14 protein-coding genes and 1 pseudogene are annotated in these 15,022 nt (G+C 31.9%); 8 read left to right on the top strand and 7 right to left on the bottom strand.

Going from position 1 to position 15,022, the window contains the following annotated elements; genetic code table 11:
• Nucleotides 1-28 precede the first annotated feature (28 nt).
• The 5 genes from ACN0WI_RS15700 to ACN0WI_RS15720 form a co-directional block, all read right to left on the bottom strand.
• Complete coding sequence (locus tag ACN0WI_RS15700) at nt 29-2,014, bottom strand: aconitate hydratase (RefSeq protein ID WP_417887998.1); 1,986 nt, start codon at nt 2,012-2,014, stop codon at nt 29-31.
• Nucleotides 2,015-2,203: 189 nt separating this feature from the next.
• Nucleotides 2,204-2,923 carry an MBL fold metallo-hydrolase gene (locus ACN0WI_RS15705; RefSeq protein ID WP_417887999.1) on the bottom strand — a complete coding sequence of 240 codons (720 nt, stop codon included), beginning with the start codon at nt 2,921-2,923 and terminating at the stop codon, nt 2,204-2,206.
• A 162-nt stretch (nt 2,924-3,085) separates the two neighbouring features.
• Entirely contained in the window at nt 3,086-3,772 is a 687-nt protein-coding gene (locus ACN0WI_RS15710; protein ID WP_417888000.1) for an OmpA family protein, read from the bottom strand.
• A 32-nt stretch (nt 3,773-3,804) separates the two neighbouring features.
• On the bottom strand, nt 3,805-4,287 hold the full coding sequence (locus ACN0WI_RS15715) for a lipocalin family protein (protein ID WP_417888001.1): 483 nt from the start codon (nt 4,285-4,287) through the stop codon (nt 3,805-3,807).
• Nucleotides 4,288-4,376: 89 nt separating this feature from the next.
• On the bottom strand, nt 4,377-4,538 hold the full coding sequence (locus ACN0WI_RS15720) for a DUF1328 family protein (RefSeq protein WP_417888002.1): 162 nt from the start codon (nt 4,536-4,538) through the stop codon (nt 4,377-4,379).
• Nucleotides 4,539-4,917: 379 nt separating this feature from the next.
• Between ACN0WI_RS15720 and ACN0WI_RS15725 the strand changes: the two genes are divergently transcribed.
• The 6 genes from ACN0WI_RS15725 (at nt 4,918) to ACN0WI_RS15750 (ending at nt 10,998) form a co-directional block, all read left to right on the top strand.
• Nucleotides 4,918-5,856 (top strand): isopenicillin N synthase family dioxygenase, encoded by a 939-nt coding sequence (locus ACN0WI_RS15725; protein ID WP_417888003.1) that lies wholly within the window; start codon nt 4,918-4,920, stop codon nt 5,854-5,856.
• A gap of 7 nt (nt 5,857-5,863) precedes the next feature.
• Nucleotides 5,864-6,220 carry a translation initiation factor gene (locus tag ACN0WI_RS15730; protein ID WP_417888004.1) on the top strand — a complete coding sequence of 119 codons (357 nt, stop codon included), beginning with the start codon at nt 5,864-5,866 and terminating at the stop codon, nt 6,218-6,220.
• 3 nt (nt 6,221-6,223) lie between these two features.
• Nucleotides 6,224-7,159: a DUF1835 domain-containing protein gene (locus ACN0WI_RS15735; protein WP_417888005.1), complete on the top strand. Its 936-nt coding sequence runs from the start codon at nt 6,224-6,226 to the stop codon at nt 7,157-7,159.
• 1 nt (nt 7,160) lies between these two features.
• Nucleotides 7,161-8,030: a nucleoside phosphorylase gene (locus ACN0WI_RS15740; RefSeq protein WP_417888006.1), complete on the top strand. Its 870-nt coding sequence runs from the start codon at nt 7,161-7,163 to the stop codon at nt 8,028-8,030.
• 68 nt (nt 8,031-8,098) lie between these two features.
• Nucleotides 8,099-10,150: a polyphosphate kinase 1 gene (ppk1, locus tag ACN0WI_RS15745; protein WP_417888007.1), complete on the top strand. Its 2,052-nt coding sequence runs from the start codon at nt 8,099-8,101 to the stop codon at nt 10,148-10,150.
• Nucleotides 10,147-10,998: a PhnD/SsuA/transferrin family substrate-binding protein gene (locus tag ACN0WI_RS15750; protein ID WP_417888008.1), complete on the top strand. Its 852-nt coding sequence runs from the start codon at nt 10,147-10,149 to the stop codon at nt 10,996-10,998. Before ppk1 ends, ACN0WI_RS15750 begins: the two co-directional genes overlap by 4 nt.
• Before the next feature lie 4 nt (nt 10,999-11,002).
• Here ACN0WI_RS15750 and ACN0WI_RS15755 read toward each other — a convergent pair whose 3' ends face one another.
• The gene (locus ACN0WI_RS15755; protein WP_417888009.1) at nt 11,003-11,668 is read right to left on the bottom strand and encodes a uracil-DNA glycosylase; all 666 of its coding nucleotides are present in this window, start codon (nt 11,666-11,668) and stop codon (nt 11,003-11,005) included.
• A 48-nt stretch (nt 11,669-11,716) separates the two neighbouring features.
• Between ACN0WI_RS15755 and ACN0WI_RS15760 the strand changes: the two genes are divergently transcribed.
• Complete coding sequence (locus ACN0WI_RS15760; RefSeq protein WP_417888010.1) at nt 11,717-13,906, top strand: endonuclease MutS2; 2,190 nt, start codon at nt 11,717-11,719, stop codon at nt 13,904-13,906.
• A gap of 10 nt (nt 13,907-13,916) precedes the next feature.
• Entirely contained in the window at nt 13,917-14,321 is a 405-nt protein-coding gene (locus tag ACN0WI_RS15765) for a thiol-disulfide oxidoreductase DCC family protein (protein ID WP_417888011.1), read from the top strand.
• A gap of 55 nt (nt 14,322-14,376) precedes the next feature.
• Here ACN0WI_RS15765 and ACN0WI_RS15770 read toward each other — a convergent pair.
• Nucleotides 14,377-15,022 (bottom strand): annotated as a pseudogene (locus ACN0WI_RS15770) (hypothetical protein); the annotation flags it as partial.

The following is a 15,022-nucleotide window of genomic DNA, read 5'->3' on the forward strand; positions in this document are numbered from 1 at the left end:
AGGGCTTTTTTTACTATGAATAATCTAATTATTTAGCTTCTTCTTTATGTAATTTTTCTTTAAAGGTATTAATAATTCCACCTTTTAGTAAAATATCTATTTGTCGATCACTCAATGTGTGTTTTGTTTCAAAGCTTATTTCATCACCATTTTCTTTAGATACTTTTACAGTGATTGGTTTTCTGTTGGCTACATTATCACGTAAGTTTTCTAAAATTACAGTATCCCCCTGCTCTATTTTATCATAATCTTCAATATTTTTGAATTCTAAAGGTAAAATACCAAAATTCACCAAATTTTGCCAAGCAATCCTGGCATAGCTATTAGCTATAACTGCATGTTGTCCTAAAAATTTTGGTGCTAATGCGGCATGTTCTCGGCTAGAACCTTGCGCATAGTTATCTTTTGCAACTACAACATGTCCGCTTTCTTTCTCTTTGGCTTCCATAGCTCTGTCATAGAAGCTTTCATCAATTACTGTATACGAGAATTTACTAATCTCAGGTAAATTACTTCGAAAAGGCAAAACTTCAGCTCCAGCTTTTAAAATTTCATCAGTAGAAATATTATCACCCATTTTCAGCAATACAGGTACTTTAATTTTATCTGCTAAAGGTTCTATAGTTGGTAGTGATTTTATATTAGGCCCTTTTTCTAGTGTTACTTCTTCACCATCTTCTGCTGGTGGTACCAACATATCCTCATTAATTATTTCAATTTCCGGAGCTTTATATTGAGGATAACTCATTTTATAAATTTCCTCAATATCGCGAGGATCTGTTATTTTTCCGGTTAATGCGGAAGCTGCTGTTGTTTCCGGACTACATAAATGAACCTGATCGTCCTTAGTACCACTTCGATCTGGGAAATTCCGTGGCATTGTCCGTAAACTTATTGTTCCCGATGCTGGTGCTTGCCCCATACCAATACACCCCATACAACCCGATTGATGGAAACGAGCTCCTGCTTTTATTAGGTTAGCAAAAGCACCGGTATCTATCATATTCTGGATTATTTGTCTTGAAGTTGGATTAATATCGAAAGAAACCCCTGAATCAATTGATTTATCTTTTACAATAGCTCCAGCAATCCAAAAATCTCTTAACCCCGGATTGGCTGAAGATCCTATTACAACTTGGCTAATTGATTTACCAGCTACCTCGCTTACCGGAACTACATTACCTGGACTTGTTGGTAAAGCAATAAGGGGTACTAATTGTGATAAATTTATTTCTTCATGCAAATCATATTCACAACCTTCATCTGGTAAAAGTTCAACCCAATCTTCTTCACGTTGTTGTGCTTTCAAAAATTTCTTAGTTTCTTGGTCACTAGGGAAAACAGTAGTAGTAGCTCCTAATTCGGCTCCCATGTTTGCTATAACATGCCTATCCATTGCACTAAGTGTATCCACTCCCGGACCATAATATTCGATGATTTTACCAACGCCTCCTTTTACATCATATCGCCTAAGCATTTCTAGAATTATATCTTTGGCACTTACCCAATCTGGCAATGTACCTGTTAATTTAACTCCCATTATTCTAGGCATTTTCACAAAATAAGGTTGTCCTGCAATTGCAGCAGCAACATCTAAACCGCCTGTTCCTATTGCCAACATGCCTAATGATCCTGCAGCGGGAGTGTGACTATCTGATCCTACCAAAGTTTTTCCAGGTTTGCCAAAACGTTCCATATGTACGGGATGACTTACTCCGTTTCCAGGTCGGCTAAACCATAGTCCAAATTTTCGAGCTGCAGAGAGTAAAAATTTATGGTCATCTGCATTTTTAAAATCGGTTTGTAATAAATTGTGATCTACATACTGTACTGCTACTTCTGTTTTTGCTTTTTCTAGTCCCATAGCTTCTAGCTCCAACTGCACTAAAGTTCCAGTTGCATCTTGTAATAAAGCTTGGTCTATTTTTATACCAATTTCTTTATCGGGAGTATACATATCCCCTTCTAAAAGATGTTCTTTAATTAGTTTTTGTGTTACATTTAGTTTAGGCATAGTCTGTTTTTTGACTATAAGTTACTTTATATAGATGTCTATAAAAAGCTTTTTAACAATACGTTACCCTCAAATCATTATAATTTTAGAGAGTTTTTAGATTTGATAAATAGAATAAAAAAAATCGTCACTTTTGAGTGACGATTTTTTATAAAAGGTTCAACTAAAATCTTAGAATTTATAATTGAATTATTCAGATCTACTTAATTTATTTAGAATATCAACACGCGCTCCTTCTTCTACATTAAATCCCGGTTTACCTTTTCTAGGAAACAAATAATCAAAATCTTCATTGAAAGCACTCCAGCTTTCCGCTAATCCAAAATTGTCGTTTTCGCGCTTCATTTTAGGTCTCTCAAAGGTATTCAGGTCAGAGTCGTATCTAGATCCTACGGCATCTTCTCCAGGGAATACCATCCCTCCATTAATTTCAGAATAAATTAAAACAGAAGCACCAGCATCTCCAGGAAAATCAATAATTTTTAATCCAAAATGCTTAAGATCGTTTGCGTTTGTGGTAATATCTTTTGTTTTAAACTCATCTTTAAAATTATTTCTAGGATGTGCATAAACTGGTGCACCTCCGGCATTTTCAGATAAAGTTTTTAAATCAGCGTAAGCATCTTTTAAAATCCCATCGCAAGTAATTAAAATAGCTTTGATATTGTATCCATCGTCTACTAATTTTTGGACTGCTTTTTTAGATGTTTCTTCTACTACATCAATTAAGATAATATCTCTCCTGTTAATATGTCGTAATGCATAACCTTGATTAAAAACCCCATCTTTTTCTTCCCCCTTAATTAAAAATGTATCGGGAATTAATTTTAAAAATTTACCGGTTTCACCTTTCAAAATATATTCAGCACTTTGGCTGTGCAATACCTCCATCTTATCTACAGTCTTCATAAATTGTATTTTTAATTAATTAATATGAATTTACAAAGTGCTTTATTTAAAACCAATCTTGTTTAGAGTAGTTTAACTTGTATTTATTAAATCATTAAAATTTCCATAAAAAAGGCTACAAGTATTTGTAGCCTTTATAAATTATTATAATAAATGAATTTTTTATTCGTTAGTAGCTTTTTTTGCTTCTTGTTTTAAGTCTTCGTTGGCTATAATTGCCAATTCTACTCGTCTATTTTTAGAACGACCTTCAGCAGTACTATTATCATATTTTGGTTGAGATTGTCCGTACCATTTAGTATCGAATCTACTACCAGAAATACCTTTGTCTACTAAATAGTTAGTTACAGATTGAGCTCTGTTTTTAGAAAGGGTTAAATTGTAGCTAGCACTACCTGTATTGTCAGTATGTCCTTCTACTAAAATATTAGAGTCTGGATATTCTTTTAAAATCCCAGCTAATTTATTTAATGTAGCTTCAGATTTAGCATTGATATTATATTTATTAGTATCAAAATAGACACCACTATTTTCGTTAAAAGTAACATTAATACCTTCTCCAACTCTTTCTACTTCTGCTCCAGGAACTTCAGTCTCAATTTGTTTAGCTTGCTTATCCATTCTATTACCAATATAAGCTCCGGCAGCCCCACCAACTACACCACCAATAATGGCACCTAAAGCAGAATTACCATCTCCAACATTGTTACCAATTACGCCTCCTATAGTAGCTCCACCGGCAGATCCTATTACAGCTCCTTTTTGTTTATTATTTGCATTTTGAATTGCATCACAGCTAACTAAAGATAAGGTAGCTATTGCAATTGTTACCGCAAAAAATTTATTCATTGTTTTTCTCATATCTATTTTTGATTTTATTTTTAAAGCTTACTGAATGTCATTCTTATCACAAAAGGAGAACCCTCTAGTGTTACGGTTTGTTCCCAAACCATAGAATTTTGTGTAAGCGAACTTAAATTAAGTCGGAAACCTTGGTTTCCATTAGTAGATTTATACTTCTCGTTTACAGGTTTTAAAAGAAAATCATACACACCTTGCGGAGTATTTTCTTCATCTATAGACCATATAAAATGTCTGGTACCACTTGTGCAATTACTACCGGAAACATCGTAAGTACCTCTATTATTGTTAGAAACAAAATCCCAAGTACTACCTTCTAAGCAACTTGCAGCTGCATCATTAAATAAAGTCACATTAAATGTTCCGGTGTTTTGAGGATAGGTAACACTTGTTAACGTCCAGTTACCATCGAAAGTTTTTCTAGCTTGTTTGGCTACTTTACTAGTTCCTCCACAGGAAACTAAAACTAGCACCAATACCGTTAGGGAAAGAAATTTTTTCATTTTAGTATAAATTTTTAGTATAAATAAAAACCAATGCAACAACCTATACAAGCTGAGACATTGGTATTTCTTGTTCAAAAATAATGTGCTTATCGTCTAAACAAACGACTTATTAGCGATATAACCAACAATACAACAAAAATATAAAATATAATTTGCGCAATGTCTGTAGCACCTTCTGCTACCCCTCCCCAGCCAAATATAGCGGCAACAACAGCTATAATTATAAAAATAATAATTAGACGTATCATAATAATTTTTTTTGATTAGTTATTACAACTAAATTAGTATAGTGGTTATCCTTGTACAAAAGATTATCATTAGTTTAACAACACATTTGTTAAGGATTCTTAATTAAAAAATATTTTTGCGTACAATTATTAATATTCTATTAATTTTTTGGCTTTTTTAAAGCTACAATCATTTCTTTATTTACAAAAAGCTAGCTATTTTTAGGTAGTCTTATTTAGTTAAGCTTTAATAATAGATAGCTTATTTTACTAAGTATTTATTTACCTTTATTGATTCAATTGCAAATAAACATAAACTAATATTTCATAAAAAAGAGGTTCAAATTTTAAAGAAAATTAATTTAAATTTGTTTATTACGAGATATATAAAATTTTAATAATGGCTATAACAAATATCCCCAGTGTTAATTTGGCTGATTTTACTTCAGGCGATGATTCGAGAAAACAAAAGTTTGTAGAAGAAATAGGAAAAGCTTATGAAGAAATAGGTTTTGTAGCTTTAAAAAACCATTTTTTAAGTGAAGATCTTGTCGGAGAACTTTATAAAGAGATAAAAGCTTTTTTCGATTTGCCAGTTGATATAAAAAGTAAATATGAAATAGAAGGCTTAGCCGGACAACGTGGATATATTTCTTTCGGAAAAGAACATGCTAAAGGAAAAAAAGAAGGTGATTTAAAAGAATTTTGGCATTTTGGGCAAGAACCTGCCGGTGACTTCCCTGAAAATGTTCATGTTGAAGAATTGCAAGACTTTAATCATACAGGTATGGAAGCATACCGAATGCTGGAAAAAACAGGCATGTATGTTTTAAAAGCTTTAGCCCTTTATATAGGTTTAGAAGAAGATTATTTTGATAAATGGGTAACTAATGGGAATTCAATTTTACGCCCTATCCACTATCCTCCTATTACGGAAGAACCAAAAGGAGCTGTAAGAGCTGGAGCGCATGGCGATATAAACTTAATAACCTTATTAATGGGAGCTTCTACTGGAGGTTTGCAGGTATTACGAAAAGATGGTGAATGGATAGATGCTATACCAGCTGAAGATGAATTAGTGATAAATGTTGGAGATATGCTTGAAAGGCACACCAATAATAAGCTACGATCTACTATACACCGGGTAGTAAATCCACCAAAAGAAGAATGGGATAAACCAAGATATTCTATTCCGTTCTTTATGCACCCTAGAAGCGAAATGCCTTTAAATTGTTTGGAGGAATGTATCGATGAAGAACACCCAAAACAATACGAAGATATTACAGCAGGCGAATTTTTACACCAACGTTTAGTTGAAATAGGATTAGCAAAAAAATAAAATTTTTATGGCAAAGAAGAAATTAGGATTGGAAGATTTAGGAGGATTTGTTTTTTCTACCAATAACGATTTTGACGAGACCGAATACCAAGATACCGAACAAACAGAAACCTTAGCTCCTAAAAAACAATATTTAGAAGCTCACTTTAGTAATAAAGGCCGTGGTGGAAAAATAGTAACTATAATTAAAGGTTTTGAAGGTTTAGAAGAAGATCTTATTAGACTAGGAAAACAACTTAAAAAGAAATGTGGTGTAGGAGGCTCTGTAAAAGATAATGAAATTATTATACAGGGTAATCATCGGGATAAAATAATGGAAATACTAAAAAAAGATGGATATAACGTTAAACGTGTGGGAGGCTGAAAATTGAAAGAAAATAAAGCATTACATATAATTCATGGCGATAGTTTAGCTGATAATTTTAGCAAACTAGCTCTTGAAGGAGAGAAAATTATTTGGCGAGAAATGTTGTGTGAAGGACCAACTTCGGAAGAGGTGGGAACGGATGCCTTTTTCAAAATGCGTCAAGATTTTTTAAAAGAATATTACGGAGTAAGTAACGAGGATTATCAACATGGATTTGTAGATGAATTTAAACGATTTCAAGCCATAGAAGATTACGACCATATCGTGCTATGGTTTGAATTCGATTTATTTTGCCACATCAATTTATTAGCAGCTGTTTACTATTTTACAAATTTTAAAAAACAGGTTCCTGTTTATTTAGTGTGCAGTAAAAAGTTAAAAGGAGAAAAGAGTCTTACGCCCTTATCACATTTAAATACTGCTCATTTATTACAGCATTTTAAACAGAAAATTCTATTAACTGAAAAAGATTTAGAAGTTTCTAACTTTATGTGGGAGCTTTATTGTAGTAACGATCCGCAATTGCTAAAACTACAAATAAAAACAAAAACAAATTTTGAATATTTATCGAGTAGTATTCGGGCGCATATAGAACGCTTTCCTAATAGCATTACCGGTATTAATTCTTTAGAACGAAATATTTTACGCTTAATAGATTTGCATACTATTTCTAATGAAACACAGTTATTAGGCTATGCATTAGAATACCAAGGTTATTACGGATATGCAGATATACAAATGCAACGAGTCCTGCAGCAATTAGCAATTTTTTATACGTTGGCAGATAATAGGATTGTGTTAACTGAAGCCGGACAACAAGTGCTCGATAAAAAGAAAAATTTTTATAGAAATTTAACCAATAACGATATTTTTGGTGGAGCAAGAAAGTATGACTTTTTGTACGAGCAAGATAACCACCATTTATTAAAATTATAATATGAGTTTAGAAGCATCCGAGTTTATTTTAAATGCAGATGGTAGTATTTATCATTTAAATTTAAAACCAGAGCAATTAGCAGATACTGTAATTACAGTTGGCGATCCAGATCGAGTATCGCAGGTAACTAAACATTTCGATTCGGTTGAATTTCAAACTCAAAAACGAGAATTTCATACCCAAACCGGATATTTTAAAAGAAAACGAATATCGGTTATTTCAACAGGCATTGGGACCGATAACATCGATATTGTTTTTAATGAATTAGATGCCCTAGTTAATATTGATTTTGCTACAAAATCTATTAAAAATAAATTACAATCGCTACAAATTATTCGTATAGGAACCACAGGAAGTATTCAAAAACAAATTCCTATAGATTCTTTTTTGATGAGTTCCAAAGCTATTGGTTTAGATAATTTACTTCATTTTTATAAATGTGAAGACTATTTAGATAAAACTCTCGCTAATGCTTTTATAAAGCATATGAATTGGGCAGAAGCGAAATCAGCTCCTTATGTAGTAAATTCAAGTGAATTATTACAAGAAAAATTAGATTCAGAAGAAATTTTTAAAGGCATTACTGCTACAAACTCCGGTTTCTATGGTCCGCAAGGTCGCTCTTTACGATTACCCCTTCCCGATCCAAAAATGAATGATAAATTAGCTACTTTTGAATATAATGACCAAAAAGTAACAAATCTAGAAATGGAAACTTCTGGTATTTACGGAATGTCTAAATTGCTAGGCCACGATGCTTTATCTATGAATTTAGTAGTTGCCAATAGGGCTAATGGAACTTTTAGTAAAAATGCCGATAAAAAAATGGACGAGCTTATCGAATTTTGCTTAAATAAATTAACATCTTAAGCTTATTTAACAGAATATTAAAACTTCAACAATCGGTAGTTTGTATTTTTGGTTAAAGTCAATTAAAAATGCAAGAACTTACCGAAGATCGATTCCAACATAGGGATCTAAATTGGTTATTTTTCAACGAACGAGTTTTACAAGAAGCAGAAGATAAAAACAATTTATTATTCGAAAGAATTAAGTTTTTAGCCATATTTTCTTCTAATTTAGATGAATATTTTAGAGTACGTGTATCGCAACTTCGGCAGATGAAACGCGTAGAAAAGAGTATTCGAAAGAAACTCGATTTGAAACCTAATAAACTTACCAAGCAAATATTAAAAGAAGTTGAAATTCAACAAAGACGCTTTGGGAAGGTTTATACTCAAGAAATAATCCCTGAATTAGCAAAAAAAGGAATTCATATTATAGAATCTCATAATTTTAATTCAGAACAAAAAAACTTTGTAAAGAACTACTTTAAAGAACATGTTAAAGCAAATCTTGAGACTAAAATAATAAATGTAAATAACGAAGAAGAAAGTTTATTTTTAGAAAATGCTAAACTCTATTTTTTAATAGCATTTGAAGATGAAAATTGTTTAGGAATCGCAAATATTCCGGTAAAAGAATGTGGCCGTTTTGTGTATTTTAATTTAGGTAAAAATAAAATTACCTATATAGATGAAATTGTTAGAAGTGAATTAGCTTCTTTCTTTCCAGAGCAAACCATAAAGGGTATTTATGAGATTAAATTAAATCGAGATGCCGAACTCTATATTGAAGATAAATATGAAGGAGTTTTAGCCGAAAAAATTTACGATAGTTTAAAACAGCGTACAAATGGGCAACCTACTCGCCTACTCTACGATTCGGACATGCCTAAAGCGCTTCAAAAACAAATTCGAAAATTATTGAATTTGGGTAAGATAGATATGATGCCGGGAGGTAAATATCATAATTTTAAAGATTTCTTTTCTCTAAAAGATCCTACCGATAATCCAGATTTACACCATAAACCGCTTGTTCCTATCGAACATAAAGAATTAGCAAAAAGTACCAACCTTTTTAAAACTATTGCAGAAAAAGATCGGCTTGTGCATTTTCCATATATGTCTTTTAAATATGTAGAAAATTTTTTAGATCAAGCCGTAAAAGACGATCAAGTAACACATATTAAAATTTCTTTATACCGAGTTGCTGATAGTTCTCAACTTACAACAAGTTTATTAGAAGCTTTAGAGCGCGGTAAAGACGTAACTGTTTTTGTAGAAGCTAAAGCGCGTTTCGATGAAGAAAACAATATAATTTGGGGCCGAAAATTCGAAAAAAAAGGAGCAAATGTAATTTATAGCTATCCAAAAATAAAAGTGCATTCTAAAATTATGATGATTTCCAGAAGCGAAAACGGAAAAACTTGTAATTATGCATATATCGGTACCGGAAATTTTAATAGTAAAACTTCAAAACAATATTGCGATCATGCATTATTTACGGCAGATCAGCGTTTAACTAAAGAATTATCAAGACTTTTTATGGTTTTAGAAGGAGAACTTATTGCTCCTAGAGAGAAACACTTGTTAATTTCTCCATTTTCTACCCGACAGGTTTTTATTACTTTAATTTATAATGAAATTGAAAATGCTCGGATGGGAATAAAAGCCAAAATCACAGCTAAAATGAATAGTTTAGAAGATCATGAAATTATCGATCTTCTCTATAAAGCTAGTAATGCCGGTGTAGAAATTAGACTTTTAGTAAGAGGTTTTACATCTTTAATCCCAGGAGTTGAAGGTTTAAGCGAAAATATTTATATTACGAGTATATTAGATCGTTTTTTAGAACATGGGCGAATTTATTTATTTGAAAATGGAGGCGACGAAAAGATGTTCTTTGGAAGTGCAGATTGGATGAGTCGGAACTTAGATCGAAGAATAGAAGTACTAGCACCTATTTACGATGAAGATATTTTTAAAGAATTTAAAGATATCCTTCACCTTCAATTAACCGATAATGTAAAGGCACGTATTCAAGATGCTAGCGAAAGTAATCAATATGTTTCGCGTAAGCCCGGCGAAAAAGAAAACAGGTCACAATACAGTATTTATAATTATCTCAAACAAAAACATACTACATGAAAAGCTTAAAAGTAGGTGGCTCCCCTTCACCATATAATTCCCCATGGCATTTAGCTATTGAAAATAAAGAATTTTTAAAAGAAGAAATCAATATAATTTGGAAAGATTTTTATAGCGGAAGTGGTGAAATAATAAAAGCTTTACGAAACGGAGAAATCGATATTGCTATTGTGGCTACCGAGGTTGCTGTAAAAGATATTATTTCGGGTAACGAAACTCATATTGTACAAAACTTTGTAGAATCTCCTTCTTCATTGGGAATTTATACAAATTACGATTCACCTATAAAATCGGTTTCAGATTTAGAAAACAAAAAATTTGCAATTAGTCACACTTGTTCAAGCTCTCATCTAAAAGCATTATTAAATGCTAATCAACAAGGATGGGAACTTTCTGATTTAGATTATGAAATTGCAGATAATCTTAAAGGTGCTGAAAAAGCTTTAGATGAAAAACGTGCTGATTATTTTTTATGGAATAAATTTGATGTTGAAAAATATTTAGAGGAACAAAAACTAAAAAAGATAGCTGATTATGAAGGTTCTTGGCCTTCATTTGTAATAGTCGTTAGGAATCCTATTCTAAAATTCGATTATGCCGATTTACGAAAGCTATTTTCAGTTCTTAATGAAACAACTTCTAGTTTTAAAGAAATTCCTGGCATAGAAAATAAAATTGCAACTAAATATAATTTAAAAGTTGAAAAAGTTCAGCAATGGCTTAATGAAACTCAATGGAGTCAAACTCAAATCTGTGAGTCTGAATTGGATACTATTCAACAACGATTATTAGAGTTGAGACTTATTTCTATGCGTATTGAAACTTCTTGTTTTTGCTATAATTTATAGAAAATCACCATTGGATAGGTGATTTTCCGTGATTCGTTAAATATTCATTTGCTTTAGAAAAATGCTTATTTCCAAACCAATAGCCTCTGTTAGCGCTTAATGGAGATGGGTGTCCACTTGTTAGAATTAAATGCTTGCTAGCATCTATTTTGGTAGCTTTTTTCTTAGCATAACCACCCCAAAGCATAAAAACTACATGTTCTTTTTCTGCAGATACTATTTCGATAACACGATCGGTAAATTTTTCCCATCCCATTTTTTGATGAGAGCCTGCTTGATGCGCCCGTACAGTTAATGTTGCATTTAATAATAATACACCTTGATCGGCCCAACGCTCTAAATTTCCAGAATTGGGAATAGGATTGCCAATATCTTCTTTAATTTCTTTAAAAATATTTACAAGAGAAGGTGGTGTCGCAATCCCATCATTTACCGAAAAACACAAACCATTAGCTTGTCCTGGGCCGTGATAGGGATCTTGGCCCAGAATAACAACCCGAGTATCATCAAAAGAAGAATGGTCAAATGCAGCAAAAATTCGCTTTCCTTTTGGATAAATAGTATGTGAGTTATATTCAGATTTAACAAATTCAGCTAAATTTTTAAAATACTCTTTTTCAAATTCATCATTTAGATGGTTTTTCCATCCCTCGTTAATTGTTACGTTCATTATATTTTTAAGTAAATTTGCAAAACCCAAAAGTAGGGAAAATATACTATGATTAAAATTACAGATAAAAGCCTTAGCGATTTAGAGTTTCCGATAGTATGCGAGCAAATTAGTGAGCTTTGTATTACAGATCTAGGAAAAGCCAAAGCCTTAGAAATTAAACCTTATAAAACCTATAAAAAAACATATTTCGGGTTACACCAAACTAATGAGTATGTAAGTTCCAAATTACAGGAAAGTCCTATTCCTAATCACGGTTTCGATCATTTAAATAATGAATTAAAATTATTAAATATCGAAAATACGGTATTAGAGGTTGGAGCTTTTCGAAAAATAATTAATATCTCGGAAACTGTAAATACTCAAATTCGATTTTTTAGAAAGTTCAAAGAAATCTATCCGAATTTATATGAAACTATAGATGAGGTTCCGTATACAACTACTCTTATCGATGCAATTGAAAAGGTAGTAAACAAGTTTGGAGAAATTAAAGATGATGCTTCTCCCCTTTTACAAGGTTTACGTAGACGGATAAACTCGATTAAAGGTCAAATAAACTCTAGTTTTAGTAATGCACTTACTACTTATGGCTCTTATGGATATTTAGATGATATTAGAGAAAGTGTGGTAGAAAATGTTCGTGTTTTAGCTGTAAAAGCAATGTATCGCCGCAAAGTGAAAGGTGGTATTTTAGGAAGTTCTAAAACAGGAAGTATTGCTTATATCCAACCAGAATCTACATTTCAATATACCCGAGAATTAGGAAATTTACAATATGATGAAAAAGAAGAAGTAACTCGTATTTTAAAAGAATTAACCGAAATTATTCGTCCGTTTCGAGATTTATTAATTCAATATCAAGAAATTTTAACTACCATAGATGTTATTGCGGCAAAAGCAAAATATGCAGATAAAATAAACGGCCTGCTACCAACAATTACAACAGATAAAGAATTACAACTAAAAGATGCTTATCATCCTTTATTGCTGATAAATAATTCAAAAAAGAGAGCTAAAACCTATCCGCAAGATATTTCGTTAGATACCGGAAATCGAATTGTTGTTATTTCAGGGCCCAATGCAGGCGGAAAAAGTATAACTTTAAAAACAGTTGGTTTGTTACAAGTTATGCTACAAAGCGGAATTTTAATTCCGGTACATGAATACAGCCGAATGTGCTTTTTCGATAAAGTTTTAACCGATATTGGTGATAATCAATCTATCGAAAATCATTTAAGTACCTACTCGTATCGATTAAAAAATATGAACTATTTTCTTCGGAAATGTGACGAAAATACACTGTTTTTAATTGATGAATTCGGTACAGGGAGTGATCCAGAATTAGGTGGCGCATTAGCAGAAACGTTTTTAGAAGTATTTTACGAAAAAGAGAGTTTTGGAATACTAACAACCCATTATGCCAATTTAAAAAAATTAGCGAACGAATTGCCGAATATGAGTAATGCAAATATGATGTTTGATTCGCGTAGTCTGAATCCATTATTTAAATTGCGTGTAGGTGAAGCCGGAAGTTCGTTTACTTTTGAAGTAGCTCAGAAAAACGGAATACCGTATAGCCTAATTAATCGGTCTAAAAAGAAAGTAGAGCGTGGCAAAATACGTTTTGATAGAAGTATTGCAAAATTGCAACAAGAACGTTCTAAACTTCAAAAAACCACCGATTCCTTAAAGCAACAAGAACAAAAAACAACAAAAGAAAAATCAAAACTCGAAGAGACTAACTCAAGAATTCAGCGTAAGTTGGAAGACTATCAGGAATTATACGATAGCAACCAACGAATGATTTATCTTGGGCAGAAATTCAATGATTTAAGCGAAAAATTCTTTACTAATAAAAATAAAAAAGAGCTGATTGGAGAATTTTTAAAACTAGTTGCTATCGAAAATTCAAAACGTAAGCAACAAAATGCTAAACAACGTAAAGCTGAAAAAGCTAAAGAGCGAAAAGTTAAAGAAGAGGCTGAAAAAAAAGTTGAAGTAATTCGAAAAAAGAAAGAAGAAGAAAAAAAGAAAGAAGAACTTGAAGCTAAAAAAGAAGCCAATAAACCAAAAGCTAAAGTTAAATTAGGAGATCGAGTTCGTTTAGAAGGTAGCCGTAGCGTTGGAACATTAGATGTAATTGAAAAAGGTAAAGCTACCGTAAATTATGGTATGTTTACAACTCAGGTTGCTATAGAACAGCTTGAATTAGTACAGGCTATGAAAAAGAAAAAGTAATTTGGAAACTATGCCTAATAAATATATTGTATTGTTCGACGGAGTTTGTAACCTATGCGATAATACAGTTCAGTTTATTATAAAAAGGGATAAGAAAGATTTATTCCGATTTGCATCGTTACAGAGTGATGTTGGGAAGTCTCTTTTAAAGGAAAGAGGAATTAATCCTAATTTATTAAATACTATTATTCTTATAATTCCCGGAAAAGCTTGGTATCAAAAATCGGATGCTGCTTTACGAATAGCAAAAAAACTAAGTGGTGGCTATTTTTTATTAAGTTGGTTTTTAGTTTTACCAAAAAGTATTCGTGATTTAGGCTACGATATAGTATCTAAAAATAGATATAAATGGTTTGGTAAGAAAAATCGTTGCATGATTCCCACACCAGAGATAAAGAAAAAATTTATATCCTAATAACTAAAAAAGGCTTCAATTTTGAAGCCTTTTTTAAATCCTATTAAACTAAAAATTATATATCGTCAATTTTTTCTAATGTAAATGAACAAGCACCATTTACTAATGAAAGTTTTGAAGCATCTCTATCGTGACCACCAACATTAACTTGCCTACCGTATACCGCAATCTGTTCGTTTTCCTCTAATTTTAATAATTTATTTAGAGTAACAGTATACTTCTCATTTAAATCTATTGCACTATCTATAGTTATATATACTGAAGAACCCGCAATCTTTTGCCCGCCTTTAGTAAAGTAAAATTCATAAACTGTATCTTCAGCAGCATCATGTTCAGTATTTACAGTAATTGTTGCATTTACTTTAAAAATACCATCTTTTTGTACTTTAACTCCTTGATTAGAAACTTGTACATTTTTAAAAAGCGATGTTTTTCCAAAATTTACAATAGATGGTTGACCTGTATTATTAAGCCTATCAGAGCTACCATTATATAAATCGGCATATACTTTTCCTGAATTCCCGCCATTTAAATCTTTCCAAGTAGCATTTCCTTTGCTATCTGAAGTTAACACTTTTCCTTCACCTTGATTTCCATCAACCAATTTAAAACTTCCGTGTAAATCTAAAGTAGCTTCAGGATTATATGTCCCTATCCCAACTTTTGATTTAAACCAACTATTTTGGCTTCCGTTTGCATCG

Source organism: Zunongwangia sp., assembly GCF_048269745.1.
Taxonomy (GTDB): domain Bacteria; phylum Bacteroidota; class Bacteroidia; order Flavobacteriales; family Flavobacteriaceae; genus Zunongwangia.

Excerpts from the sequence above, each read along its gene's own strand:
- ACN0WI_RS15700 (WP_417887998.1), bottom strand. The coding sequence starts at position 2,014 with ATGCCTAAACTAAATGTAACACAAAAACTAATTAAAGAACATCTTTTA.
- ACN0WI_RS15705 (WP_417887999.1), bottom strand. The coding sequence starts at position 2,923 with ATGAAGACTGTAGATAAGATGGAGGTATTGCACAGCCAAAGTGCTGAA.
- ACN0WI_RS15710 (WP_417888000.1), bottom strand. The coding sequence starts at position 3,772 with ATGAATAAATTTTTTGCGGTAACAATTGCAATAGCTACCTTATCTTTA.
- ACN0WI_RS15715 (WP_417888001.1), bottom strand. The coding sequence starts at position 4,287 with ATGAAAAAATTTCTTTCCCTAACGGTATTGGTGCTAGTTTTAGTTTCC.
- ACN0WI_RS15720 (WP_417888002.1), bottom strand. The coding sequence starts at position 4,538 with ATGATACGTCTAATTATTATTTTTATAATTATAGCTGTTGTTGCCGCT.
- ACN0WI_RS15725 (WP_417888003.1), top strand. The coding sequence starts at position 4,918 with ATGGCTATAACAAATATCCCCAGTGTTAATTTGGCTGATTTTACTTCA.
- ACN0WI_RS15730 (WP_417888004.1), top strand. The coding sequence starts at position 5,864 with ATGGCAAAGAAGAAATTAGGATTGGAAGATTTAGGAGGATTTGTTTTT.
- ACN0WI_RS15740 (WP_417888006.1), top strand. The coding sequence starts at position 7,161 with ATGAGTTTAGAAGCATCCGAGTTTATTTTAAATGCAGATGGTAGTATT.
- ppk1 (WP_417888007.1), top strand. The coding sequence starts at position 8,099 with ATGCAAGAACTTACCGAAGATCGATTCCAACATAGGGATCTAAATTGG.
- ACN0WI_RS15750 (WP_417888008.1), top strand. The coding sequence starts at position 10,147 with ATGAAAAGCTTAAAAGTAGGTGGCTCCCCTTCACCATATAATTCCCCA.
- ACN0WI_RS15755 (WP_417888009.1), bottom strand. The coding sequence starts at position 11,668 with ATGAACGTAACAATTAACGAGGGATGGAAAAACCATCTAAATGATGAA.
- ACN0WI_RS15760 (WP_417888010.1), top strand. The coding sequence starts at position 11,717 with ATGATTAAAATTACAGATAAAAGCCTTAGCGATTTAGAGTTTCCGATA.
- ACN0WI_RS15765 (WP_417888011.1), top strand. The coding sequence starts at position 13,917 with ATGCCTAATAAATATATTGTATTGTTCGACGGAGTTTGTAACCTATGC.